22 protein-coding genes are annotated in these 24,849 nt (G+C 49.9%); 16 read left to right on the forward strand and 6 right to left on the reverse strand.

The window, feature by feature from the left end:
- Positions 1-21 precede the first annotated feature (21 nt).
- A complete protein-coding gene (recJ, locus tag BQ8005_RS14180) occupies positions 22-1,737 on the reverse strand; it encodes a single-stranded-DNA-specific exonuclease RecJ (protein WP_075318498.1) in 1,716 nt (571 codons plus the stop codon).
- A 656-nt stretch (positions 1,738-2,393) separates the two neighbouring features.
- Between recJ and BQ8005_RS14185 the strand changes: the two genes are divergently transcribed.
- Entirely contained in the window at positions 2,394-3,155 is a 762-nt protein-coding gene (locus BQ8005_RS14185; protein WP_075318499.1) for a YaaA family protein, read from the forward strand.
- Here BQ8005_RS14185 and BQ8005_RS14190 read toward each other — a convergent pair.
- The 3 genes from BQ8005_RS14190 to BQ8005_RS14200 all read right to left on the reverse strand — a co-directional run bounded on the left by BQ8005_RS14190 (position 3,145) and on the right by BQ8005_RS14200 (position 6,432).
- Complete coding sequence (locus BQ8005_RS14190) at positions 3,145-4,257, reverse strand: DUF2027 domain-containing protein (RefSeq protein ID WP_075319275.1); 1,113 nt, start codon at positions 4,255-4,257, stop codon at positions 3,145-3,147. The genes BQ8005_RS14185 and BQ8005_RS14190 overlap by 11 nt on opposite strands.
- A gap of 115 nt (positions 4,258-4,372) precedes the next feature.
- On the reverse strand, positions 4,373-5,068 hold the full coding sequence (locus BQ8005_RS14195; RefSeq protein WP_075318500.1) for a response regulator transcription factor: 696 nt from the start codon (positions 5,066-5,068) through the stop codon (positions 4,373-4,375).
- Positions 5,069-5,079: 11 nt separating this feature from the next.
- Positions 5,080-6,432: a sensor histidine kinase gene (locus BQ8005_RS14200; RefSeq protein ID WP_075318501.1), complete on the reverse strand. Its 1,353-nt coding sequence runs from the start codon at positions 6,430-6,432 to the stop codon at positions 5,080-5,082.
- 1,214 nt (positions 6,433-7,646) lie between these two features.
- On the opposite strand from BQ8005_RS14200, the gene BQ8005_RS17430 reads away from it, so the two are divergent.
- From BQ8005_RS17430 to BQ8005_RS14220, 3 genes are all read left to right on the forward strand, one after another.
- Positions 7,647-7,913: a hypothetical protein gene (locus tag BQ8005_RS17430; protein WP_159436259.1), complete on the forward strand. Its 267-nt coding sequence runs from the start codon at positions 7,647-7,649 to the stop codon at positions 7,911-7,913.
- A gap of 22 nt (positions 7,914-7,935) precedes the next feature.
- Positions 7,936-8,613 carry a hypothetical protein gene (locus BQ8005_RS14215; protein ID WP_159436260.1) on the forward strand — a complete coding sequence of 226 codons (678 nt, stop codon included), beginning with the start codon at positions 7,936-7,938 and terminating at the stop codon, positions 8,611-8,613.
- Between the two features lie 189 nt (positions 8,614-8,802).
- Positions 8,803-9,189, forward strand: coding sequence for a magnetosome magnetite crystal formation protein family (locus tag BQ8005_RS14220; RefSeq protein ID WP_159436261.1), 387 nt, complete (start codon positions 8,803-8,805; stop codon positions 9,187-9,189).
- 20 nt (positions 9,190-9,209) lie between these two features.
- Here the strand turns inward: BQ8005_RS14220 and BQ8005_RS14225 are convergent, their stop codons facing one another.
- Entirely contained in the window at positions 9,210-10,586 is a 1,377-nt protein-coding gene (locus BQ8005_RS14225) for a sensor histidine kinase (protein WP_159436262.1), read from the reverse strand.
- Between the two features lie 1,197 nt (positions 10,587-11,783).
- Here BQ8005_RS14225 and BQ8005_RS14230 point away from each other — a divergent pair.
- The 10 genes from BQ8005_RS14230 (at position 11,784) to BQ8005_RS14285 (ending at position 20,595) form a co-directional block, all read left to right on the forward strand.
- Positions 11,784-12,461, forward strand: a complete 678-nt coding sequence (locus BQ8005_RS14230) for a hypothetical protein (RefSeq protein WP_075318507.1) — start codon at positions 11,784-11,786, stop codon at positions 12,459-12,461.
- Positions 12,462-12,833: 372 nt separating this feature from the next.
- On the forward strand, positions 12,834-13,352 hold the full coding sequence (locus BQ8005_RS14240) for a hypothetical protein (protein WP_075318509.1): 519 nt from the start codon (positions 12,834-12,836) through the stop codon (positions 13,350-13,352).
- A 428-nt stretch (positions 13,353-13,780) separates the two neighbouring features.
- The gene (locus BQ8005_RS17725; protein WP_075318510.1) at positions 13,781-14,101 is read left to right on the forward strand and encodes a hypothetical protein; all 321 of its coding nucleotides are present in this window, start codon (positions 13,781-13,783) and stop codon (positions 14,099-14,101) included.
- On the forward strand, positions 14,098-14,415 hold the full coding sequence (locus BQ8005_RS14250) for a hypothetical protein (RefSeq protein ID WP_075318511.1): 318 nt from the start codon (positions 14,098-14,100) through the stop codon (positions 14,413-14,415). Before BQ8005_RS17725 ends, BQ8005_RS14250 begins: the two co-directional genes overlap by 4 nt.
- Positions 14,416-14,438: 23 nt before the next feature.
- The gene (locus BQ8005_RS14255) at positions 14,439-15,281 is read left to right on the forward strand and encodes a TlpA family protein disulfide reductase (protein ID WP_083610577.1); all 843 of its coding nucleotides are present in this window, start codon (positions 14,439-14,441) and stop codon (positions 15,279-15,281) included.
- Between the two features lie 17 nt (positions 15,282-15,298).
- Positions 15,299-16,849: an O-antigen ligase family protein gene (locus tag BQ8005_RS14260; RefSeq protein ID WP_075318513.1), complete on the forward strand. Its 1,551-nt coding sequence runs from the start codon at positions 15,299-15,301 to the stop codon at positions 16,847-16,849.
- Between the two features lie 154 nt (positions 16,850-17,003).
- A complete protein-coding gene (locus BQ8005_RS14265) occupies positions 17,004-17,771 on the forward strand; it encodes a hypothetical protein (protein ID WP_075318514.1) in 768 nt (255 codons plus the stop codon).
- A 218-nt stretch (positions 17,772-17,989) separates the two neighbouring features.
- Positions 17,990-20,077, forward strand: coding sequence for a hypothetical protein (locus tag BQ8005_RS14275; protein ID WP_075318516.1), 2,088 nt, complete (start codon positions 17,990-17,992; stop codon positions 20,075-20,077).
- A gap of 18 nt (positions 20,078-20,095) precedes the next feature.
- Entirely contained in the window at positions 20,096-20,356 is a 261-nt protein-coding gene (locus BQ8005_RS14280) for a hypothetical protein (protein WP_075318517.1), read from the forward strand.
- 53 nt (positions 20,357-20,409) lie between these two features.
- Positions 20,410-20,595 carry a PLD nuclease N-terminal domain-containing protein gene (locus tag BQ8005_RS14285; RefSeq protein WP_075318518.1) on the forward strand — a complete coding sequence of 62 codons (186 nt, stop codon included), beginning with the start codon at positions 20,410-20,412 and terminating at the stop codon, positions 20,593-20,595.
- 131 nt (positions 20,596-20,726) lie between these two features.
- On the opposite strand, the gene BQ8005_RS17440 is transcribed toward BQ8005_RS14285, so the two are convergent.
- Positions 20,727-20,918: a hypothetical protein gene (locus BQ8005_RS17440; RefSeq protein ID WP_159436264.1), complete on the reverse strand. Its 192-nt coding sequence runs from the start codon at positions 20,916-20,918 to the stop codon at positions 20,727-20,729.
- A 56-nt stretch (positions 20,919-20,974) separates the two neighbouring features.
- Between BQ8005_RS17440 and galB the strand changes: the two genes are divergently transcribed.
- Together galB and BQ8005_RS14300 are read left to right on the forward strand one after the other, a co-directional pair.
- Complete coding sequence (galB, locus tag BQ8005_RS14295; protein ID WP_234984056.1) at positions 20,975-23,521, forward strand: beta-galactosidase GalB; 2,547 nt, start codon at positions 20,975-20,977, stop codon at positions 23,519-23,521.
- A 72-nt stretch (positions 23,522-23,593) separates the two neighbouring features.
- The gene (locus BQ8005_RS14300; protein WP_075318520.1) at positions 23,594-24,817 is read left to right on the forward strand and encodes an S-adenosylmethionine:tRNA ribosyltransferase-isomerase; all 1,224 of its coding nucleotides are present in this window, start codon (positions 23,594-23,596) and stop codon (positions 24,815-24,817) included.
- The last annotated feature ends 32 nt before the right edge of the window (positions 24,818-24,849 follow it).

A 24,849-nucleotide genomic window follows, 5' to 3' on the forward strand; every position in this document is an offset into this window, starting at 1 on the left:
TGTCATCCGTGCCTGCTGAAGTCAGTTCGGCTTGATGTCCTCTATCTGGAGCTGCACTTCGCCCCGCTTGTGGGTATTTTCCTCGATGGTGTAGCAGATGTCGAACGAGCGCTTCGTCTTGATGTAGCGCACGTGCGAACTCTGTCCGAAGGCGATGCCGTTCATCACGTTGTTCGACTTGTTGTCCACCAGCTCCAGCTTGATGTGCTCCTGGTCGCGGCCCACCACCTTGCTCGTGCCGTAGTCGTAGACGTTGTGGGTGCAGAACACCGGCTTTGCGTTCTCCGGCCCGAAGGGGTTGAACTTCTTCAGGTCGCTGAAGAACTTGGGCGTGATGTCTCTGAAGTCTATTTCGGCGTCGATGTCGATCACGGCGCTGGTCTGTTCCGGCAGGATGTGCTGCGACACGAATTCCTCGAACCGTTCGGTAAAGGCGGGCACGTTCTCCACCTTCATCGACAGGCCTGCGGCATAGGTGTGGCCGCCGAAGTTTTCGAGCAGGTCGCGGCAGTACTCGATGGCCTTATAGACGTCGAACCCCGACACGGAGCGGGCCGAGCCGGTGGCCATGTCGTTGGTGCGTGTCAGCACCACGGCGGGGCGGTAGTAGATTTCAGTCAGACGTGAGGCTACGATGCCGATGACGCCCTTGTGCCAGGCTTCGTTGTAGAGCACGATGGAGCGGCGGTCGGCCAGTCCCTCCAGCCCTTCCACAATGTGGTTGGCCTCTTCGGTCATGCTCTTGTCAAGGTCCTTGCGTGTCTCGTTGTACTGGTTGATCTGGCTGGCCTTCTCGCGGGCGGTGGAGAAGTCCTTCTCCGTCAGCAGATCCACGGCTTCTTTGCCGTTCTGGATGCGTCCCGAGGCGTTGATGCGCGGCCCTATCTTGAAGACAATGTCGCCGATGGTCAGTTCCTTGTCCGCCAGTCCGCAGACGTCGATGATGGCCTTCAGCCCGATGCTGGGGTTGCTGTTGAGCTGCTTCAGGCCGTGATAGGCCAGGATACGGTTCTCGCCCATGATGGGCACGATGTCCGAGGCGATGCTCACGGCCACCAGGTCGAGCAGGGGAATCAGGTGATGGAACTCGATACCATTGCTCATCGTAAAGGCTTGCATGAATTTGAAGCCAACACCGCAGCCCGACAAGTGTTCGTAGGGATAGGTGTTGTCTTCGCGCTTGGCGTTCAGAATGGCCACGGCAGGTGGCAACACCTCGTCGGGCACGTGGTGGTCACAGATAATGAAGTCGATGCCTTTCTCCCGGGCATACGTAATTTCCTCTACGGCTTTGATGCCGCAGTCCAGCACGATGATGAGTTTCACGCCTGTCTCCACGGCGTAGTCCACTCCTTTGTAGGATACCCCGTAGCCTTCGTTGTAGCGGTCGGGGATGTAATAGTCGATGTTCGAATAGAACTGTTGGATAAACTTGTAGACCAGTGCCACAGCGGTGGTACCGTCTACGTCATAGTCTCCGTAAATCAGAATCCGTTCTTTCTTTCCCATAGCCTTGTTCAGGCGTGCCACGGCCACGTCCATGTCCTTCATCAGGAACGGGTCGTGCAGGTCGGGCAGTTGCGGGCGGAAGAATTTCCGTGCAGCGGCAGCTGTTGTGATGCCGCGTTCGATGAGCAGTTGGCCAAGTATGGGGCTAATGCCCAGCTCCTGCGCCAGTTGCCGGCTTGCTTCTGCCTGTTCGGGTGTTATGGGTTGATAATTCCATTTGTGAGTCATTTTATATATTATTTTTTCTTTTTCCAGTCTCGGGTGTCGGGGCGGGCGAAAAGTGCCTATTTCTCCAACAAGTCGTAAAGGTAGCAAAAACTCTTGAAAGAAGGATGAAAAGAACATAAAATCTTTCTTAACGGGTGGAAATAGAAGGACGGGAACGGTTGGAAGCGGCTAAAAGGCATGCGAGGAGATAAATATGCCTTTCACTCCCTTATGGTTGCTATCTTGCTGCACAACCTGCTGATTTTCAATGCCGCCACAGATGCCACAGATAGTTGCATTAAAATTATTGAGCCAATTAAATAAATAGGCTGCCTTTAAAGGTAGGTCATTTATTTATTTTCACGCGTAATGTTTACACAATCATCTGTGGCATCTGTGGCGGCATTGAAAATCAGCAGCTTGTGCAGCAGGATGATTTGTCCCTGCTTCTCTATATGTTTTCTCGTTTTTCAAAAAAGGGGTGTTGTGTGCCTTGACGACGTGCTTGCTGACCCTCTGACGCCGTGCTTCGTCAGCCCCTCAGGAAGCACTGCATGACACCCTCACGCAGCACTTCGTCAGGACCTCATGCAGCACTTCGTCAGACGGAGTGGGGGAATCGGGTGGGAATTTCAGTGTTTTTATTATTTTTGCCGGAAAATAAAAATGTTTGTCTTATGCTTGCCTTCATATCCTGTGCCAAGACCATGGCTGCCCGCTGCACCCTGCGCGTGCCGCAGCTGACCACACCCTGCTTTGAAGCCGAGGCGTTGCAGAACGCCCTCAGCCTGTCGCAATACTCCGCTGGCGAGCTGGAGACCCTGCTGCGGGTCAACGCGAAGATAGCCGCCGAAAACCGCCTGCGCTACCACGACTTCTGCTCGGAAGAGAACCGCCCGATGCCCGCCATCGGAGCCTATACGGGGGCGGTGTTCAAGCGCATCGCGCCGCGTGACTTCACGGCCGACGACTTCGCCTTCGCGCAGGACCACCTGCTCATCACCTCCTTCCTCTACGGCCTGCTGCGCCCGCTGGACGGCATCCGGCCCTACCGGCTGGAGGGCGACGTCTGCCTGCCCGAACGGGGCGGGCTGTCGATGTTCGACTACTGGAAACCGCTACTGACGGACGTGTTCATCGAAGCCGTCAGGCAGCAGGGCGGCGTGTTGCTCAACCTGGCCAGCGGCGAGATGAAGAATCTCTTCGACTGGCGGCGCGTGGAGCGCGAGGTGCAGGTCGTGACGCCCGAGTTCCAGGTGTGGAAGGGCGACCGGCTGACGACGGTGGTCATCTATGCCAAAATGTGTCGGGGCGAGCTGACGCGCTTCTTCCTGAAGAACCGCCTCACCCGCCCCGAAGAGTTGCGTGGTTTCGAATGGGAGGGTTTCGCGCTCGACGAAAGCCGGAGCACGGACACCCACCTGCTGTTTACTGCCTGATGGTGACCATTGTGGCGCCGAACCCGTATTCCTGGAAGGAGGCATCCTGCGCCTTGCAGGCCGGGTACTTGCGCTTCAGCTCGTCCAGCAGCGCACGGCGCAGCACACCGTCGCCCTTGCCGTGGATGAAGACGATGCGCTGCTCGCGCTTGTTCTTGTATTGCTCCATCACCTCGCGGAACTTGTCCAGCTGGTAGTTCAGCATCTCGCCGTTGGTCATGCCGCGGGTGTCGTCCAGCAGTTCGCCGATGTGCAGGTCCACCTCGATGATGTCATTCTTGCCTCCTCGCTTGGCTACAGTCTGCGGCTTGCGGGGCGCGTTGTCGACAGCCCGTTTCTGTAATAAGGCTTCCTGAATGTCTTCGGCCGACACATATACCTGCTTGGCGGGCTGGTCGTCCTTGACTACGTCGTAGAGCAGGGCCGGTGTCTCGAAGAAGTCGGTCTGTTGGAAGGTATGCAGCTTGTAGAACTTCACCACATCGATGCGCAGCTCCACGCTGACGGCAGGCTTCAGCTGGAAGGAACGGCGGTCCTTGAAGGCCACTAGCTGCACGGCCACGCGCTCCAGGTCGTTGAGCGAAGCCTTCTCGAACTCTTCGAGCAGCAGCTTCGTGTTGGGCTCTATCAGTCCGTGCGAACGTACGGTCCATGCCTTGCCCTCGGCGCCCAGGTAGGTGTAGTAGAGGTAATAGTTGCTGTCGTTTATCAGGTAGCTTTCGAAGGACGTGGTACTCACCGCCTTGCTGTCGGTGGGTACAAAGGCCAGGTGGACGTTGAGCGTGTCGCCGCCCTTCATCTCCGGTTGGCGGTAGACCGACACCTGAGGCTTCTCCACACGGTGCAGCGGCTGTTCGGCCGGTTGCGGTGCGGCCGGGCGGGCCGGCTGTTCCTCGGCCTTCTTCTGTTGGGCCTTGGCGGCCTTCGAGGCGGGAGTCGGTACGTTGTAGTCGTCCGTCTCTATCACCACCACTTCACTGATGTGCATCGGGATGTCGAACCCGTCGGCGTCTTCCACCAACACGATGTCCTTTCCCTGAAATCCGGTGACCTTTCCGCCACCCACTTCGCTCAGAAAGCGAACTTTGTCTCCTATCTTTATCATATCTTTTCTGTTTTAAGTGTAATCCGGCAAGAGGCTGTTTACCCTGTCTGCTTCTCTTCGGGGCAAAGGTACGGCAAACGCGGGGAAAGACAAAGCGGAAACCGAAGTTTCGTCATTCTTCCTGTTCCGGACGGAGTACGTAGCCTTGCTTGGGCAGGAGGGCAATCTCCATTCCGCTGTCTGCTGCCAGGTATTTCCGCAGGTGGCTTATGCAGTTCATCAGGCTCTGTTCATTGGGCGTTTCCGTCTTTTCCCACAAGGTTGCTTCGATGAGTTTTTTCTCTACTGCCTGTTCCCGATAGGCAGCCAGCAGTTTGAGCAGCCTGTATTCCATGTGGCTCAGGCATTTGACGGGTTTCCCGCTCCGGCTGTCAGTCAGTTCCCGTGTGCGGCAGTCCAGCCTCAGTCTGCCTATGGGGATGGATGTATGGCTGGTACGGACGGCATACCGCCGGATGTATCCGGTCAGCTCCTCCATGTCGAACGGTTTCTTCAGATAACTGGTGGCACCGGTCTCCAGTCCTTGCCGGATGGTGGTTCCATCCGTGTACGAGGATACAAAAATCAGGGGCACGTCGGGTAACAGTGCACGCAGCCGGGGCGCCGTTTCGATGCTGCTTTCCGTCCCTATCTGTACGTCCAGAAAGATGATGTCGGGCATGCAGGCGGTCGCTCTGGCCGTCAGTCCCTCCAGCGAGTTCTGGTAGAACACATCATAACCTTCCGCCTGGAGCGCGGTGCCCACCACCTGCCCCAGCAGGAGGTCGTCGTCCACGAACAATACTTTTATTTTTTCTGTCTTTTCCATTTCTTTTATTGTCAGGGTCTGTTTGTCTGTCTGCGGGGCAGGCGTATGCTGAAGGTACTGCCCGTTCCTTCCCGGCTTTCCACCCGGATATCTCCGCCGTGGGCACGGACCACGTAGCGGGCATAGGTCAGGCCGATGCCGTAGCCCTTCTGCGCGCGGCCTTCCTCGCGGGGCACCTGATAATATTCTCCGAAAAGCTTCTTCAGGCATTTGCGGGGGATGCCCCATCCGTTGTCCGTCACGCTGACCGTCACCCATCCTTCAGCGTCCTCTTCGAGTTTCACCGTGATGCGTACGCCTTCGTCCGAATACTTCAGGGCGTTTTCCAGCAGCTGGGCGAAGACGTTGCGCAGGCAGGCCGGGTCTGCCTCCACCTGTCCGTCCGCCAGCCGGTTGTCCGTCTCCAGCGTGTGCCGCTTGGCGGGCAGGCAGGCCCGGGTGTCCGCCGCAGCCTGTGCCAGCAGCGTGGGCAGGTCCGTCGGCTCCTTGTGCAGCACGAGCTTCCTCCGTCCGCCCCTTGCGGCGGTCAGGATGCGTTCGATGTCGTTTCTCAGCCGCTTCAGCCGTTCTTCCGCCTGTTGCAGGAAAGCCTGCTTCTGGCTGTCCTTCTCTTCCTTCTTCAGCCATCCCACGAGGGTGACCACGCCTGCCAGCGGTGTTTTCAGGTCGTGCACGGTGCCGTTCACCGCCGCCTCCCGTTGTTTCAGCAGCAGGTCCTTGCGCAGGATGACGAGGAATTGCCACACCAGGCAGCCCATCACCAGCACGGCCAGCGCGGCGGACAGCAGTACGGCATAAGTCATTTGCCGGAAGATGTCTGCCGAGGGCTTTTCCGAGAAGAGGCGGAGATAGAACCGGTCTTGTGTCCCGATGGGAATCGGAGGGGTGGACAGGCTGTGGGAGGAGGCGAGCAGGGTGGTGTCGCCGGCGTGGTCAAGGATTTGCTGTTTGTCGTAAAGGCAGATGCAATGACGGACTTTCTCTTTCATGCCTTTCTGATAGAGGCTGTCCAGTTTGTCCGCTTGCGGATAACTCCCTTGCTTCAGGAGCAGCATCTGGAAAAGTTGGGTTATTCCTTCGGATATACTATTTATTCTTTTCTTTTTTTTGATGGTAGCGATATCCGTACTGTCTCCCACTAAATTTTTGATTTCATCCGGACGGATGGGCTGGCTATCAGACAACCGTTTCTCATGCAAATCGTTTTTTCTTATTAACACTTCTTTTTCAATGGCTTGTGTGAAGCATGTCTCCATTTGATCTTCAAATTCCGATACGTGGGAGCGATACATCTTCTGAAGCCAGAACAGTTGTAATGCGATAATGGCAAAGATAGCGAGGGTTGTACCTAAAGCGTATTTCATGATATTGGGCAAGTCAGTTGGTTTTGTGGTTCCAAAAGTAGGAATAAGGAATGTAAAAAGCAACGGATGATTCCGTTTTTTTCTAAAACAGTTGAACTATAGCCAAAGCCTAATCAAAATAGTGAATTTTGATTAGGTAAAGATTAGGTTTTAGTTAGGTATTATGTGGAATGAAGGCCCTATATTTGTAACAGTACTAATATTAAAAATAGTTGTAATATGTGACATTGAGAATTTAGTAGGATGGGTTTAAGGCAATGGCTCAAGAGAGGATTGTAGCTCCTTTACCTACATAGGACGGTTTTAATAATTGCTGTTCGTTGTTATTGGCTCTGCATGTGATAGGAGTCTAAATTAAAAAGAAATGAAAATAAGAGTACTATATAATGTGTTTATTGGATTGGCTATACTTTCCGTGTTGCTTATGGTAATTAACAAGCAATCCAATTATGTAATTAATGAATGGTATATCTCAGGGGGTTACATTATGATGTGGTTCTTTCTGTTCCTCTATACTGCAAGCAAAGCGTTTGAAGAAAAAAGGAAGGAAATGAAAGGTTATGTCCCCTGTATCCTTACTTTTTTAGTATTCTTATTGAATGTCGTTTATGCATTTTGTTTGAAGCCTTAATTACAGCTTATTGTTAGGGCACCTGTTTTGCCAGGCTATTCCTTTGTCGTTTCTGATTTCTCTTTATAATATTCCGTTTAAGAAAGTGTATAAATCGTTCTTTGGATAGAAGAGATACTAATCTAGACTTAATCTTTACCTAATCAAAATAGTGAATTTTGATTAGGTGAAGATTAGGTTTTAGTTAGGTGTTATATGGTTGATAGCCTGTATCTTTGTGGAAGTAATCAGAAAACAGAATAATGGTATGAAAAGTGGAATTTGGTACGCATTGCTCATTGCTTGCAATTTGGTCTTGTGTGGTGTTCTTTTTTATAAGAACGTACAGGTGAGTGAGTGTGTAAAACAGAAATTGGAGTTTGGTGATTCCATACAATCATTGAACTCAGAGAATCTGAGGTTACTTGAACATACATCGCTGTTATATACATACGGCGATTTTAACCGGATTGATAATATCCGGTTGAAAAATGAGAAGGGGAAAATATTGTCACTCTCAGAGTTGGTTTCATCGGGTTACAAATTGATTGTTCGGTTTCGGAGAACTCATTGCCTATTGTGCGTGAAAGAATTCAGTGAACTATTGAACAGACATTTACAGAATGCTGAGCAGGTGGTTTATGTCATTGATGAGGAAGTAAGGAAGAACTTGGATTTTTATAAGACCTATCTGAACTTGAACGGATTGATTTGTGTGACCGAAAAGGTGGACGAACGGATAGACAATGAAGGTCGTCCTTATGTGTTTCGTATAGGGGGTGATTTGTCGGTAGACTATTTGTATTTTCCGATGTCTGGTATGTCCATAGTGTCCAATTTGTATATAGAAGAAGTGGTAAAGGAAATATAGTAAACTAATTAAAAAAAAGCGTATGAAAAAAATTGTTTTTTTAACGGTGTCAGTGCTGGTACTGACTGTCAGTATGGTCATAGTTTCTACTTCTTGTTCGCAAGAAGATGAAATTCCGGTGGTAAATGTAGATCCGGAATTGAATGCCTTTTTCTCCACAAAGGAATATCTGGACTTCCAACGGGATAATTCCTTTATAACGGAGAATATGCTTTTGGATAAGGTGTATGTGGCAACTTTTCCGCGTGATATGAAGCAATATGTAATTCCTGTGATGGTGAACGGACATCTGAAGGGAAAACTGAATGTGTTTTCAAAGAATGGAGGAAAGGTTTACCATAGCCTTTACGAGGATTGGAGCGGCATGTCCGAAGAAACCGGAGGCTTGGTGAAAATCTCTGCCGCGGATGGACAGTATATATCCACGTTGAAATATACGAAGATAGGAGGAAGCAAATTTGAAGTGGTGATACAAGATGTGGCTTCTCCGGTAGGTGGCACAAAGCCGAAAACGCGGGTGGAATTTCCGGATCCAGATACGACGGGATATGCAGATTGTGTTGCACAATGTTATGCAGTTGCTAAAGAAAGTTGTGATAGTGATACGGGGTGCAAATTTATCTGTGATTTGTTAGATGCAATAGGAAAGTCGTGTGCAACTTTGTCAATAATGGCTGCTTGTGCAATTTATTGTGCTTAATAGAAACTAGTCGAGAATGACTCCTTTATCACTTTTTTTTTTCATAATAAAAAACGGAATAGTAAAGCTGAAAAGTATTGTAATAGAATAGAGTTTATATGGAATAAGGAACCAGAACTATTGGTTATCAGTACTCTACAACCTTAATTCGATATAATGTTTATATTCACTTTGAAAATTGTAATAATTATGAATACTAGTCTTGTCAAATTGTATGTAAGTGTGTTGATAGGTGCTTTTTTCCCGTTGGGAACTGTTATAGCTCCTTTCTTGTATTACTCGTTGGCCAAAACGAACGGTGCCGATGAACAGGTTGCTGAACTGCGGAAACACCTGAAGGATATTGTCAATTTCCAGATTCAGCTGTATCTCTTTGTCTTCATTTATATGGTTGTGTTTTGGTATCTCCAAATCTCATCCTATAACGAAAGGCAACATTTCGATGCCGGATGGATGTATGTGCCGGTGGTCCTGTATGTGATTTTTGCGATTTTGTATCCCCTGTTCATTGCCGTACATCTTAAGATTGGTAAACCGGGAAAACGGTATTATTACTCTTTAGTCAGATTCTTTTAGACCTGACTATTTCGTTGTTATCACCTTTTTGTCTGTTTGCGGGGCAGGCGTATGCTGAAGGTGCTGCCCGTTCCTTCCCGGCTTTCCACCCGGATGTCTCCGCCGTGGGCACGGACCACGTAGCGGGCATAGGTCAGGCCGATGCCGTAGCCCTTCTGTGCGCGGCCTTCCTCTCGGGGCACCTGATAATATTCCCCGAAAAGCTTCTTCAGGCATTTGCGGGGGATGCCCCATCCGTTGTCCGTCACGCTGACCGTCACCCATCCTTCAGCGTCCTCTTCGAGTTTCACCGTGATGCGTACGCCTTCGTCCGAATACTTCAGGGCGTTTTCCAGCAGCTGGGCGAAGACGTTGCGCAGGCAGGCCGGGTCTGCCTCCACCTGTCCGTCCGCCAGCCGGTTGTCCGTCTCCAGCGTGTGCCGCTTGGCGGGCAGGCAGGCCCGGGTGTCCGCCGCAGCCTGTGCCAGCAGCGTGGGCAGGTCCGTCGGCTCCTTGTGCAGCACGAGCTTCCTCCGTCCGCCCCTTGCGGCGGTCAGGATGCGTTCGATGTCGTTTCTCAGCCGCTTCAGCCGTTCTTCCGCCTGTTGCAGGAAGGCCTGCTTCTGGTTGTCCTTCTCTTTCTTCTTCAGCCATCCCACGAGGGCAACCACGCCTGCCAGCGGCGTTTTCAGGTCGTGCACGGTGCCGTTCACCGCCGCCTCCCGTTGTTTCAGCAGCAGGTCCTTGCGCAGGATGACGAGGAATTGCCACACCAGGCAGCCCATCACCAGCACGGCCAGCGCGGCGGACAGCAGTACGGCATAAGTCATTTGCCGGAAGATGCCTGCCGAGGGCTTTTCCGAGAAGAGGCGGAGATAGAACCGGTCTTGTGTCCCGATGGGAATCGGAGGGGTGGACAGGCTGTGGGAGGAGGCGAGCAGGGTGGTGTCGCCGAAGCGGTTGACGGTATTCCCTGAGCCGTCTTGCAGGAGAATACATCTGTTCAGTCCTGCATGTTCCGGATGTCTTTCCTGTAGCAGACTGTCTATTGCGGGCAGGACTGGAAGCATACCCCGTTTCAGTAAAGCGTCCTGTTGCAGTTGTCCTATCAGTTCCGCCATGCTTCCGGCTACGTTCTTTGCTTTCAGTCGTTTGTAGTCCAGTGTATCTCCTTTGTGTGACGCTGCTTCTTCCGGAGTCATGTCGGCTTTGCTTTTTACGTAGAAACGGGGACGTTCGGGGTAGGCGAAAGAAGCGTTGCGGATGCCGGCTTCATCCATAATGGCTTCTTCAAAGCTTTGTTGCAGCGTGATTTGCCACTTCTCCAAATGTACCTTATACATTTCCCAAGTCCAAAAAAACTGGGCTGCCAGGATGATCAATATGGCGATTGTAGTAAAGATTGCGCTTTTTTTCATGCATTCATGGATTTTTTCATTAGATGCCTTGTTGAATAATGCGAATGTAGCAGAAATGTGCTTATAGAATACGATAACGGGTAGGAATATATCGTTTTTTAACATATATACTTTATTAATAGTTTCTGCTTGTCTCTTGTGATGAATCAGGTGAAAGATGCTTGTGAATCTTGCTTATCGGCAGTTAAGGGGGGAGTTCTCTTTCCGTTTAGCTCCTTTAACTCGGAATCGTATGAATCAACATGAAGGATGGTGAAGTTTCACGGGAACGGATTGAATGTGAGTGCGTTGCGTTGAAAGCAAGATATGGGCTGGTCGGGTGTCGGCGTAGAGACGCTTACGGTGTATCTCCGTGTGGAGTTTCACGCCTTCACCCCATCTTTCACCAAAACCATTTCATTGACAGCTGTTTAGGGGCTGTGAAACCGTGAAGGAGAAGGAGTACATCAAACAGACTTTTACCACAGATTATCCGAATCTGACAATCAGAGTTTCAGAAACAATCTGTGTGAATCCGAGTAATCTGTGGTGAGTTCTGATGCGTCCCCGTTTCCCCAGCCCAAGCCACCCGTTCAAGCTGGGAAAAGCAATGCTTTAAGCCGGACAAAGCATCGGTTTAAGCCGGACAAACGGTTGCTTTGCCCAGCCTGAACAACTACCTACATGACGACGCCAACTACCTACATTAGCCCGATAATATCCATAGTTAGTGAAATAACATTCCTAGTTAGCCTACACAAGATGGTATCTTGTGCACCCAAAGCGTGCTTGTTATCAGAGGGAACAAGCATGCTTCTCTTCATTATCTGACGCCGTGCTTCGTCAGGTTCTCATGTTGTATCTTGTTTGGGTGTAAGGACGTACCCTCTTGGGAGGTCACGTTGTATCTCGTCGGGCGCGGTGGCGACCTAATCAAAACCTAATCAAAAAAGTGATTTTTGATTAGGTGAAAATTAGGTTTTAGTTAGGGATTGTATCATTGATAGTCTTTACATTTGTGATAGTATTAACATTTAAAGATAATATCATTATGAGAAAGAAATTTTTAGCCCTGCGGGCAATCGGTAACATGGTCATGTATAGCTTGGCCTTGATTTGGGTTCTTATAGATGGTGAGTGGTATTGGATAGAAGGGGTGATGTAGGGATAATATTTTGTGTCATTAAAGTTTTATGTTGGATTAATAAATGAATTAAAATGAAAATATTAAATTTATTAATTGTAGTTTCTCTGTCTTTAATACAATTTTCTTGCCAGAATAATTCTTATAATGAATTGGCTGAGGACATTGAAAAAGCTCCATTGGTTGAAGTGGAAGAGGTGTGTTTGCAAGATTCAACCTCTTTTTTTCGGTTACAAAAATTTCTGGCAGATAATGATTTGAAGACAAAATCCTTATCGGAACTCTCCTTTGATATGGAATCAACAAAGGAGTTTCACATTAAAGGGACTGATATAAATTTCTACCTTGTTCCAGAAAATAGTTATGATATTTCGAAGTCAATGAATTATTCTTCCTGCTATATTGTTCAAGAAAAGCAGATTGTAGGCTTTTTAATTAAAGAGAATTTTGCGGAAAATGGAATAAAGGAAATAACGTATTATGATTTAAATCATAACCCTATAATACAGATAATAATGAACAATGAGAAAAAGAAGATTCAAACGAAGAGTTTTAGTATGCAGAAAAGAATTGTTACAAGATCTGAGTCATTTTCTGATAAAGGAGATTGTGTTGCAAAATGTATAGATTCTGTGTATACAGATAATGGATGGATGAGTGTGATTCTTTTTTGTGCAACAGCTTATTGTCCTAGTATTGTTGCTGGTGTTGCATTATGGTGCCTTGAGACATGTAATGAAATAATGGGGTAATATGAAAAACTTGCTATTACATTATGTAATCCTGTTGTTACCGTTTGGAATTTTACTATTATTGTTTGATTTCATTTCTTCTTATGTTTTTATTTTGTGTCTCTTTTTGTGGGCATTTGTTTATGTTCCTTTATTAAATGGTCGAAGATTATACAAAAAGGGAGTGATAAATAAAATGAAATGGATTCCATTTTTATACCTACGTCCAAAATGGTTTATAGAAGTTTATTTTAGACGTTAGATAATGTTTTCCCAATTTAAATACAGGTTTTATTAATAGCTTTAATTTGATTTGGAAATATACCCCTTTTACAAATCGGTTTTGTTTAGACTATGTAGAACCTGTTTTGTACTATTGTAATAATGGGTCGTATGAAAGGTATAAAGATTGTAATAATTATATTTTTGTTTCCTGGTTTATCCGGATGTCAGCATCGATTGGTACCTGTCTTGAAAGAATATATGGGGAAAGAGGTGCCGATACTGCAATGTCTTGATACATCAATATATGATAAATATAAGGTTGATTCTTTAGATTTTTATTTAATGGTTCATTGGGTTGATTCTACAAACTGTACTAAATGTCAATTACGTTTGGATTCTTGGATGTACCTATTAACGGATATGAATAAGTTATCAAGAAAAAAGGTAAAACTTCTATTCTTGACTTCTTTATATAATTTAGATAAGGTTAAAAAAGAAATAGTGCATACACCATTTTTCGTGGAAAAAATTGATTCTTCTCTTTTTACGAAGATTGGAGGAATGCTGGAGTATAGGGAACTGAATACTTTTCTCATAGATGAAAGACAAATTATAAGAATGATTGGAAATCCGATTAGAAGTCAAGCGATGAGAGATAATTATTTCCGTGTTATATTGGATCAATAAATATTGTATAAATGAGATATGTTTATATATGACTCTTCTGTCTTTTTCCAAGGTGGGAAAACTTTCGTTATGTGTTTTCTTGTGTATCCTTGCCGAAAATTTTTGGCAACAGCATGGACTATAGCAGTGGGAGAACCCACCCCTACGGGGGAAATCGTGGCATCTGTTTTAACAGTACTTTATGCTGGGGTTTGGTTGTATGAGGTTATTGTTTGTAGAGATACAGATGAGGAAGATTATTGTTATGAACGTTTTGAGGATTGTGTTTCGCCAATTCCAGATGGTTGTTCTCAATGTCTGCAATATTGTTTAGTAAATGGATATTGGCCCAGTTATTCAACCCATCAATGTTCTTAATCTTTAATCAATAGTTTGTCAAGGTCTCCTATTGTCTAAAAAGGAAACCTTAGTATTTAATATTATCAATTATGGAAGGTGTCAGAATAAGCAAAGATACGCATAGCTTGTATATTCCTACGGAAAATGAGTATTTCTTCCTTCATGTCTTTTGGTCAAAAGAAAGGCAAGGGCTTACTGCATATACTTGTGATAGGACCCAAGGCAAGAAGCGGATTTGGTTGAAAGGTCAAGACTTTCCTTTGGACGGAAAGTTGGAAATAAATGTTTGTGAAGTGACGAAGGAGTCGGTTCCCTTGGAGGTGATGGAGCATAAACTCCCCGTCAGACGTACGAAGTTGGAGATGTTTCACGAATTGGAAAAAGATTTGAAGGAGAAAGGGTTGTTATGAAAGGATTGAAAATCATGTTGAACGATACGATAACCTATGCGGGGATAGCGGATGGACTGGTGTCTGTCATTTTGACGAACAAGGAAGGGCCTTTGACTTTGTCGATAGGCGGTATGGAAGCTGATAGTCGGACTCATCATGTTTGGATGAACAAGGAGATTTGTCAAGGAGACCGGATAAGCATTAGTGGTATAGAGATGGATGAATGTCTGCTTTCTCCCTCGGAACTGAAGGTGTATCCTTTGTCTGATGAGGAGTTGCTGAAATGTTATGATCGGTTGAAGCAGGAGTTGGAAGACGAAGGCGTTTTGTAATTACTATTTATTATAAGGCAACAATGTTACGAGGAAAATATAAGTTAATCTGTTTTTTTGTTGCCGCCGTTTTGTTGGATATGGCGGTGGCTGTCTTTCGTATGTTCTCCATTTCATTGTGGTTATGGATCGTACCTGCCCTTTATTTTGTTCTGACAGCTTGGGCATTGGCTCGTGTGAAGACAATCAAGCCGTTGCATCTGTTTCTCACCATTCTTCTCGGATTGAATCTGATGGACTTGTGTATCCGGATTGTAGACTTTGAAGAAACATTGATTACCATCTGGTGTCCGGTTATGGGGAGCCTGGGAGCCTTGACTGCTTATCTTTATGTAAAGTTTGGGTTGAAAGTATGGCCGGTTTTGGGTATGAGCGCTTTTGTCTGGATATATGCTGCGTCGGCAGGGCAAGACCGTTGGGCGGAATATTTGTCTTTTGGCAGGTATCCGGTTAAGGCGGGCATTTCGGATGATGCCATTTATTCTACGGCTCAGGACAGTATATTTATAAAGGATTTGGAATACCGATACGTGGTGTTGGAGTTTTGGAGTTCTTCTTGCGGGGTATGTTTTAAGAAATTCCCCATGCTGCAACAGCTGCATGACGATTACCGGAGCCGGAATGATGTGTTGGTGGCAAGTGTCTTTGTGCGCTACCGGAGTAACGAAGTATTGGAAACGGGGAAAGATATCATACGGAAGGAAGGGTATACTTTCCCTGTCTATGCCGTCCACCGGAATTCTTCTCTGATGTCGCATGCCGACATCAGGGGATTTCCTACTGTTCTGATACTGGACCGAAACAAAACGGTGATTTTCAAAGGCAGCCCTGACAGGGCTGTGGAAAAGATGAAGACATTGGAATAAATGTTGATTTTAGGCTTATGATGCGCTGGCTCCTCTTTTTCCTCACGGCGGCGGGAACGCTGTTCTTCAATTCCTCCCGGTTCGTAGACCCTTGGCTGGTTCCCAAATGGGGGATACTGGTGGCGGGTATGGTCGTTTGGGGACTGGTGACGGCTGTCCACTGGGTGTATCCTTTCGACCGGTGTCCCGTCCGATTCCGCTCGTGGGTGGAAGGCGGGCTGGTGGCGTTGGTCGGAGTGGAGGCGTGCTACGGCCTCTTCCGGGCGTTTGCGCCGGGAGGCGGCGGGGTAGCCTCCCTAACAGGCACGCTGGACAATGCCGCCGGCTTTGCGGCCTGCCTCTGTGTGGGGTTCCCATTCTGCCTTCGCCTGATGGGCGGGACGGGTTGGCGGCGCTATGCGGGAGTGGCGGCGGCCACGGTGGTGCTTGTGGCTGTGGCGCTTTCGGCTTCCCGGGCGGGTATCCTTAGCCTGCTGGCCGTGTCGGCGGTATGGGCGTGGAAGCGGTTGCGCTTTTCTCCGCGGGTCAAGGGGACGACCCTGGCGGTACTCCTCCTCTTGCTGGCCGGGTTGCTCTATGGGGTGAAGAAAGATTCGGCGGACGGGCGGCTGCTCATCTGGCGTTGCTCGCTGGAGATGATGAAGGACCGCCTGTTGCAGGGCTGGGGCCTCGGCGGTTTCGAGGCGCATTACATGGACTATCAGGCCGCCTACTTTGAGCGGCATCCCGGCAGCCGCTATGCGCCTTTGGCGGATACGGTGCAATATCCTTTCAGTGAATACTTGAATATCGGTGTCGCGTTCGGAGTGGTGGGCTGGCTGGCCGTCGTTGCCTGGCTTGTCTGCCTGGGGCGCGCTTATGTGCGGTGGCCCACAGTGGAGAAGGAGTCCGGTTTGCTGGTCTGGCTGGCGGTGGTTGTCTTTGCCGCCTTCTCCTATCCGCTGATGTATCCGTTTGTCTGGCTGATGCTGGCCTATGCCTCCGTCCGGTTGCTGGAAGATGTCGGGACGGTCCGTCCCCTCCTCCTCCAGGCTGGGGCGGTGTGTTTGCTGGCCACCTGTGGCTGGGTGGGAAGCTGGACCTACCGCCGCATGAAGGCCGAACTGGTGTGGGCGGAGGCGGTCGACGCCTCGTCATTGGGGCAGGCAGACCGGGCGATGGAAAAGTACCGGCGTGCGTATTCCGTACTTTGGGCAGACCGCTACTTCCTGTACAACTATGCGGCGGAACTGCACCGCCACGGGCAGCAGGACGAAGCGCTCCGGGTGGCCGGTGCATGCCGCCGCCGTTGGGCGGACTATGACCTGGAACTGCTGTTGGCCGAGCTGTACGAGCAGCGGGGCGAGGATGTCCGGGCGGAGGCGCACTACCGGCGAGCCTCCCTCATGTGTCCCAACCGTTTTGTCCCTCTGCACCGCCTGGTGCTCTTGCTGGACAGAACCGGGCGGGCGGATGAGGCTGTGCGGCTGGCCCGGCAACTTGTGGAAAAACCGGTGAAAGTCCCTTCGTTCCAAGTGGATTGGATTAAGAAGGAGATGAATAATTATATAGTCAAGCAATGTGAGTGATTATTGATTGTCGAACTTAAAGTTGAGTGTAATGGAACCACCAGAAAATAATTTATGAATTCTATTTTGAATCAATAGGATTTATTGATTTAAACCAAATGTTGATTATTGACATTGTGCTTGATATGAATTGTTTAATTAAAATGTGTTTGTTATGAGATTGAATTTTGTAGTATTATTATTTACCTTGTTTACATGTTTACTTTATAGTTGCAATAATGATGAATTAGAGATTGAAAAAGAGTATACTTTTTCTAATCGTTTTTCTGAAATTAATGATTTTAAAGAAAGTAATTTGTTTACAGAAGAATACAGAAAAACTTTTGGAGCATTGATTTCTAGAATTGATGAAATTAATTTAAAGAAAAATGAGGCTGACATACTTTCTCTTGTAACCAATTATCAGAGAGTATTAACTTCTACTCCTACTGATTCGGCTGACGCTAATAAAGAATTGATTCGGATTTTTAATTCAATTTATTCTGTTGGTGAACAGAAAGAGTTGAATACATTATTTGATCAAATGAAAAGATTGGAAAGAGGGTTGATTGATGATGGAAAAGTTTTGTCATTTGATGCTCATGAACAAAATCTTTTTATGGGTAGTTTGGCTTTGGAATTTCCAAGAGTGAAAAAAGGATTGAAAATGGCCGGAAATAAAATGGTACGAACGCGGTCAGAAATTGATGTCTCTGATTGTATTAATGCCTGTGAGGATTCTTATTATTGGGAATTAATGAGTATAGCAGTAGATATTTTTTGCTATGGTATAGGTGCCATATATACTGCATGTCAAAGTTTGGGAAGTTTGACAATTCCTGCTTTGATAGCACTAATTGTTGGAGTGTCACAATCATCGATAGATATTGATATTGCTACTGCTCAGTATAATCTGTGCGTAAAAGAATGTAATGGACGATGATGTATGTAGAGTCGTTTTTCCATGAATATGGAATTTGTATCTTCTTGATATTATTAGCCCTATATAACATAAAGAATATTATAAAGGGAAAAAATCGAAAAGAGAAAGCCATACATGTAATTATATCATTTACATTGGTTTTGGTGGCTATTGGATTTGTATATATCCATTTACTGATTGACAGATATAAAAAAGGTCTATAATTCGTTTTTGGAATAATGAAGAAGTGGATTCTTATCTTCTCGGTTATCCTGCTGGCGTGCGGAGCGGCGGTGTATGTCAGCCTGCCGCCTCTTCCGCCCGAAGCGGAGGGCAACCGCCGGAACCTGTGGGCGGTGCTGTTGCACTACCGTTGGGTGGACCGCGACCGCCAGAAGCTGGAAGCGGCCCGCTTTCTGATAGACAACATGCCCTATCATCGGGGAAAGGGGCGGCTGGTGCACGTGCCGGAAGAGATGAAGCGGTGGAGGAGGGAGGCGGACAGCCTGTATGCCTCCGTGCGGCTTGCGGGGATGGAGGAGAAGGACTGGCAGGACAGCCTGAAAAGAATGCGGACGAAACGGCTGGCTTTGTTGAAGGATTCGGTGATGCAGGAAGCGGCGATAGACGACGGATGGTTTGACGACATCCAATGCTTGTCGTACCGCTTTCTGGTGGATCATATCGACAACGCGTTCCGGATGTGGCGGCGGTCGGTGTTTGCCCGGAACCTGACCTTCGAGGAGTTCAAGGAATATCTGCTGCCCTATCGTTCGGTGGCGGAATACGGATTCCACGTTTCGGGCAGGGAATGGCAGGAATGGTTCGGCAAATATGTACCCGTGGACGGAACGGCTGCCTTGCGGGAGGCGGTACGGGGATACAACCAGGCCGCAAACAACGTGCAGGGGCTGAACGGGAGCAACAGGCGGGAAGTACCGGCGGGGCAATATGATTTCTATGCCGGCGGCAAACTGGATTGCGTGGATATTGCCCATTATGGCTGCAACATCCTGCGGGCATGCGGTCTGCCGGTGGTTGTGGAGTTCAACATGAGTTACCTTTCCCTGCCGGGGCGGCACTACCATTGCGACGTGTGGTACGACGCGAAAGAGGAATGGCGTACGTTCAATGCGCAAAGTGCCTTGCCCGGCGACCGCGATTGGGCGTTCAGCCAGGTGACCAATGTGTACCGCATGACTTATGGGGCACGGAAGGATACACCCTACTTCCTGAAGAATCCGGGAGAGCGGGTACCCGAGCTGCTGGATGACCCTTGCATTGAGGACGTGACATCGAACTTGCGGGAGACCGTGACGCTCACCGTGCCTTGCCGGGTTCCGGCGGCCAACCGGCTGGCCTATCTGGCCACGTTCCACAAGGAGAGCGGTGGCCTGATAGCCGTGACGTGGGGTACGGAGGAGGCGGGCCGCGACTCGGTGACGTTCAGGCATGTGCTGCCGGATGTCCTTTACTTTCCGGTGTACTATGCGGCGGACGGGGTGAAGGCGGCAGGTGAACCTTTCTATGTGAAGATAAAAGACAAGCGGGCGGAAGTCCACACCCTGCCGGGAATACAGACGGGCGTACAGGAGCGGGAGACTCTCGTCCTGCGGCGCAAGTATCCCCGCAAGCCCAATATGGTGAAGGTGGCGAACGAGCTGGTAGGCGGTCGTTTCCTGGGAGCGAACCGGAAGGACTTCAGCGACGCGGTGACACTGTATGAAATCAAGGAACCGCCCTCACCCTATTTTCAGGACTATCCGTTGAAGCGGACGGGACGGTTCCGCTACTATCGTTTCCAGGCTCCGAAAGAGCGTCCGAGGGCCAATATCTCCATGCTGGAGTGGATTGCGTCTTCCGGGCGTGGGTATGCGAATGTGCTACCGGCCACACGGCCGGATATGCTGCGGCCTGCGGACACGGTTCGCCTGGCGGAGGAACAGCGTTGGGTGAAGTTGCTGGATGCACCCTGGAAGGATATGGTTTGGAAAGCGGAATATGACGGCAACAGACAGACGGCACCCGGGGCTTATCCGAACATTACACTTTGGCTGAAAGAGCCGCAAGTGGTTTCACGAGTCCGGTTCGCTCCTCTGAATGCCGATAACGGCATCCACGGAGGCGATTGGTATCGGTTGCACTACTGGGAGGAAGATGGCTGGCAATCCGTCGGGACCGTTCAGGCCGATTATGAGTATGTGGTGTTCGACAACGTACCGGCCCATAAACTGTATTGGCTGGAAAACCTGACCACGGGGCAGGAGGAGATGCCGTTTGTCATGGAGAACGGCGAACAACGGTTTCTGTATGGCGACATTATCTGAATTTTAAAATAAAGAACGATGAAGAATCTGTTTCAAAATCCGTTTAAGAACAAATGGAATATCATAGACGGGATGATGGTATTGGTTTTGTCTACATCCATGGCTGTGATCAGTTACTGGGGTGATCCGTACCATTGCTCATTCTTGCTTCTTATCATGATATACGGCTGTTACATCAGCCTGTTTGTCGCAAACAGGTTTATCCGGACAGGATGCATGGTGCTGCTTCTGCTGCTTACATTTTATTGGTATTTCAGCGGTTTTCTCCGTTCGGCATGAGATGATATAAACCGATTATGAACGATTGTTTAAACTTTTAATCTGTCGATATTATGAGTGATTATGTGGTTGTAGTACTGGTGGTACTGATTGTTTGCACCGACATATTGGCCCTTAGGCATATCATGCGGTCGGATGCGGACAGTGGCATGAAAGTGGTTTATGCGCTGATTGTCCTCTTGTTGCCTGTCATAGGATTGTCTATTTATTATGGTACACAGAATAGAGGGAATAGATAAATGGAATCTGATATGGAATACGCTGTTATCGGATTGATTATAGGGATACCTTTGATAGCATGGCTGTTGTATACGGGAGTACAAGACGTGCGGAGGTTGTATAGGGAACGGTCTTATGGGAAGACATTTCTTTATGTGTTTTTCCGTGTGGGATTGATTGCCTGTTTACTTTTGTCCATCCTGTCTTTGTTTGGAGTCAAGTTGTTGGCGGATGTCCTGAAGTAGGTCGTTAGTTGTTTTGACTTTATTGTCTGGCTGATGCCCGCTTGTCTGTGGATGGAGTTGGACGATTTTATCTCATGTTGTATATGGATAATTCTCATTTAATCCTTATTTTTGCAACTACACTGAAAAATATGACTAAAGAGAAATAGACAACATGAAGAAACAGGAGAAAATGGGATGGGCCGGCGTTTGTTTGCTGTGCCTGCTTACGTGGCTGGGTTGTAGCCCGGCCGGAGAATCGGGAAAGATGGTACGTTCGGGACAGGTGGATGTTGTGTCGCTGAACGAAGGATGGACGTTTGCCCGCTATGGGCTGCAGGCCGACGGGACGTTGCGCGAAGAGCCGGAAGGCATGTATGCGACCGGTTGGGACGATTCGTCCTGGCGGAAGTTGGATGTGCCCCATGATTTTGCCATCGAAGGGCCGTTCCGTATGGACCTGTCCGGAAACACGGGCCGCTTGCCCTATCAGGGAATCGGCTGGTACAGGAAAAGTTTTGTGCTGGATTCGACGGATGCGGACAAACGTATCTATGTGGACTTTGACGGCGTAATGGCCTACGCACAGGTGTGGCTGAACGGGCAGTACGTGGGCGGTTGGCCCTATGGATACAATTCGTTCCGGCTGGACCTGACGCCTTATGTACGTACGGGTGGCGAGAACCTGCTGGCCGTGCGTACCGATACGGAGAAATGGGAGTCGCGCTGGTATCCGGGAGCGGGTATCTACCGCAATGTCTGGCTGGTGAAGACGGGGCAGGTACAGGTGAAGCATTGGAGCGCACGCATGCGTACAGCCTGCCTGACGGAAAGCACAGCCCGGCTGGACCTGTCGCTTGAGGTGGAGAACCACCTGGACAAGGATGTGGAGGCCGTGGTGAAGGGCGAGGTATACGAACTGGACAGCACGGACTGCTTCGGCCGCAGGGTGTTGCGCCTTCCTGCACAGGAAGTCCGTCTGTCGGCCCGTTCGGCACAGGCCGTGAAGCTGGAAGATGAGCTGGATGACTACAAACGGTGGGACATCGGTTCGCCCAACCGGTATGTGGCCCGTCTGACGGTTTCGGTCGGAGGGCAGGTAACGGACCGTTACGATGTGCCTTTCGGTATCCGCGAAACGGAATTCTCCCGTCAGGGATTCTTCCTGAACGGCCGTAAGGTGGCTTTGCAGGGAGTTTGCCTGCATCACGACCTGGGTGCTTTGGGTGCCGCCTTCAACCTGAGTGCCCAGGAGCGCCAGTTGCGCATCATGCAGGAGATGGGCTGTAACGCCATCCGTACTTCGCACAATCCGCCTGCACCCGAACTGCTTGACTTGGCAGACAAGATGGGCCTGCTAGTGATGGACGAGGCTTTCGATGCCTGGGCGCACGGCAAACGGGCCTGGGACTACAACAAACTGTACAACGAGTGGCATGAGAAGGATCTGCAGGCCATGGTGCGCCGTGACTGGAATCATCCGTCGGTCATCATCTGGTCCATCGGTAATGAGGTAATGGAGCAAAGGGATGTGGAAATGACCCGTCACCTGGCCGGTATCGTCAGGGAGCTGGACGACACGCGTCCCGTGACGGCAGGCTATAACAATCCGGACGGCGGGCGCGACTCGAACGCTGCCCGTGAACTGGATCTGATGGGAGTCAACTATTTCTTCGGCCAGCAGGCCCGTTGGGACGAGGACGAACGCTACAAGGATATGCCTACGGTCGGTACGGAAACGTCGTCCTGCGTCAGTACCCGTGGTGTCTACTTTATGGGCGACACCTTGCGGAAAGATTTCCAGATATCGTCCTACGACCTGGATTCTCCCGGATGGGGCTGTTCTCCCGACAGACAGTTTGCCACGAATGCCCGCTTCCCGCATCTGCTGGGCGAATTCGTCTGGACCGGATTCGACTATCTGGGCGAGCCGACACCCTATAATTCGGACAACACCAACCTGCTGAACTTCCGGACGGATCCGTCGAAGCAGGAGGAACTGAAGAAGAAACTGGAGGAACTGGCTCGTATACAGCCGCCTTCGCGCAGCAGCTATTTCGGCATTGTCGACCTGGCCGGCTTCCCCAAGGACCGCTATTACCTGTACCAGTCCCACTGGAGACCAGAGTTACCGATGGCCCATATCCTTCCCCATTGGAACTGGCCGGACCGCATCGGACAGGTTGTTCCGGTACATGTCTACACCTCGGGTACCGAGGCCGAACTCTTTGTGAACGGCAAGAGCTGGGGCCGCCGGTCGAAGAGGGAAGGACAGGACTTCCGGCTTGTGTGGGACAGCGTTGTCTACCAGCCGGGAAGCGTTCGGGTAGTGGCTTACAAAAATGGCCAGAAGTGGGCTGAGGACGAGGTGCAGACAACGGGAGAGGCACGGAAGATCCGTCTGGAGGCCGACCGCAACAGCCTGGATGCGGGCAGTCGTGAACTGGCTTTCGTGACGGTCCGCCTGACAGACGAAGAGGGCCGGACGGTACCTACCGCCTGTTGCCCGCTGAAGTTTGAGGTGGAAGGAGCCGGTGAACTGGTGGCTACCGACAACGGCGATCCCATTTCGTTCACTCCCTTCCAGAGTGCGGAGCGGGAAGCGTTCAACGGATTGGCACTGGCTATAGTCCGTGCCCGGAAGGGAGCTGCGGGTGAAATCCGTGTCCGCGTTTCGGGCGAAGGTCTGGAGCCTGCTGTGTTGCAGCTGGAGGCGCGATGACGATTTGCCGGGGGAATAGGGAAACCTTTGCCAAATAATCCGTACCTTTGCATCCGAAAGGAACGAATGATTATGAAACAAGATCCCAGACATATCCGCATCAGCGAATTCAATTATCCGCTGCCCGACGAACGTATCGCCAAGTTTCCCCTGCCTGTGCGCGACCAGTCCAAACTGCTGGTTTACCGTCACGGCGAAGTGACCGAAGACCGTTTCACTTCCCTGCCCGATTATCTGCCGGCGGGCAGCCTGATGGTGTTCAACAACACCAAGGTCATCCAGGCCCGCCTGCACTTCCGCAAGGAGACGGGGGCCTTGATTGAGGTGTTCTGCCTGGAACCCATCGAGCCGAACGACTATGCGCTGAATTTCCAGCAGACGGAACATGCCGCTTGGCTCTGCATGATAGGTAACCTGAAGAAATGGAAAGAAGGCCCCCTGCGTCGCGCGATGACAGTGAAGGGACGTCCGCTGACACTGACCGCCGAACGGGGAGAATGCCGCGGCACCAGTCACTGGGTGGATTTCCGCTGGGATAACCCCGAGGTGACCTTTGCCGATATTCTCGAGGTGTTCGGCGAACTGCCTATCCCGCCCTACCTGAACCGCGAGACGCAGGAGAGCGACAAGACGACCTATCAGACGGTCTATTCCAAGATAAAAGGCTCCGTGGCCGCACCCACTGCCGGACTGCATTTCACGCCGCGCGTGCTCGATGCCCTGCGCACGAAAGGAGTCGATTTGGAGGAACTGACGCTGCACGTGGGAGCCGGTACTTTCAAGCCCGTGAAGAGCGAGGAAATCGAGGGGCACGAGATGCATACGGAATACATCTCCGTGTCGTGCGGTACGATCGACAAGTTGATAGCCCATGACGGACAGGCCATAGCGGTGGGTACTACTTCGGTACGTACGCTCGAGAGTCTTTACCACATCGGGGTCACTCTGCTGAAGAACCCTGATGCCACGGAAGACGAATTGCACGTCCGCCAGTGGCAGCCCTACGACATGGAGGGCGAGGCCCCGACATCGGTTGCTGCTTTGACCGCAGTTCGCAACTATCTGGATCGCCACGGCATGGAAGCCCTGCACACCAGTACGCAGATCATCATTGCTCCGGGCTACGACTACCGCATTGTCAAGGCGATGGTAACCAATTTCCACCAGCCGCAAAGTACGCTGCTGCTGCTCGTATCGGCCTTTGTACACGGTGACTGGCACACCATTTATGACTACGCTTTGGCCCATGACTTCCGCTTCCTGAGCTATGGCGACTCGTCGCTGCTGATACCGTAATATTCACCACGGAGGACACAGCGTATAAAAAA

This window comes from Bacteroides togonis (assembly GCF_900130135.1).
Taxonomy (GTDB): Bacteria; Bacteroidota; Bacteroidia; order Bacteroidales; family Bacteroidaceae; genus Bacteroides; species Bacteroides pullorum.